Source organism: Mesorhizobium sp. M2A.F.Ca.ET.037.01.1.1 (assembly GCF_003998075.1).
Classification (GTDB): Bacteria; Pseudomonadota; Alphaproteobacteria; order Rhizobiales; family Rhizobiaceae; genus Mesorhizobium.
In genome coordinates, this window is record NZ_RZSA01001720.1 from 1 (window position 1) to 559 (window position 559).

2 protein-coding genes are annotated in these 559 nt (G+C 67.4%); one reads left to right on the top strand and one right to left on the bottom strand.

Features of this window, described 5'->3' with window-relative positions; genetic code table 11:
- On the top strand, positions 1-281 hold a 281-nt coding region (locus EOA27_RS39420; RefSeq protein WP_127259087.1), incomplete at its 5' end, for a diguanylate cyclase.
- Here EOA27_RS39420 and EOA27_RS39425 read toward each other — a convergent pair.
- On the bottom strand, positions 265-555 hold the full coding sequence (locus tag EOA27_RS39425) for a hypothetical protein (protein ID WP_127259089.1): 291 nt from the start codon (positions 553-555) through the stop codon (positions 265-267). The genes EOA27_RS39420 and EOA27_RS39425 overlap by 17 nt on opposite strands.
- Positions 556-559 lie beyond the last annotated feature (4 nt).

The window sequence follows — 559 nt, forward strand, 5'->3', positions numbered from 1 at the left end:
CCATCATCCTGCCGGGCACCAATCTTGCGGCGGCGCGGCTGTTTGCCGAAGGCGCGCGCAACGCATTCGGAGCCTTGCCGATCGAGGGCCTCCCCGCCGACCATCGCTGCAGCGCAAGCTTCGGCGTGGCGGAGCTGGCCGCCGACGAAGGGTTTGCCGATCTTCTGCGGCGCGCCGACGCCGCGCTCTACGACGCCAAGAATGCCGGCCGCGACTGCGTGCGCGTGTCAGGCGCGCTCAGGCGACGCCAAACGCCGACGATCTTCAACGGCAAGGGCTGAGGTTGGGCATCTCGCCGTCGGAAAGCCCGTACATATAAGATCGGCCCTTGACCAGCACCGGCGGCTGGTAGCAGCCGGGCTCGTCCGCGTCGTCATAGACGACATCGGGCTGACCGGCGCTGGTGAATTCGGAAAGCTTCGCGGCAAGCTTGCCCTTGCCGACGATGATGCGCTTGTAGCCGGCGGCGCTGTCGATGACGAGATTGCCGAAGGAATCGGCATAGACGCGGTCGCGATGGCGCAAGCCGGCTTCGGCCGGCGCGGCGATCGCCAAGACC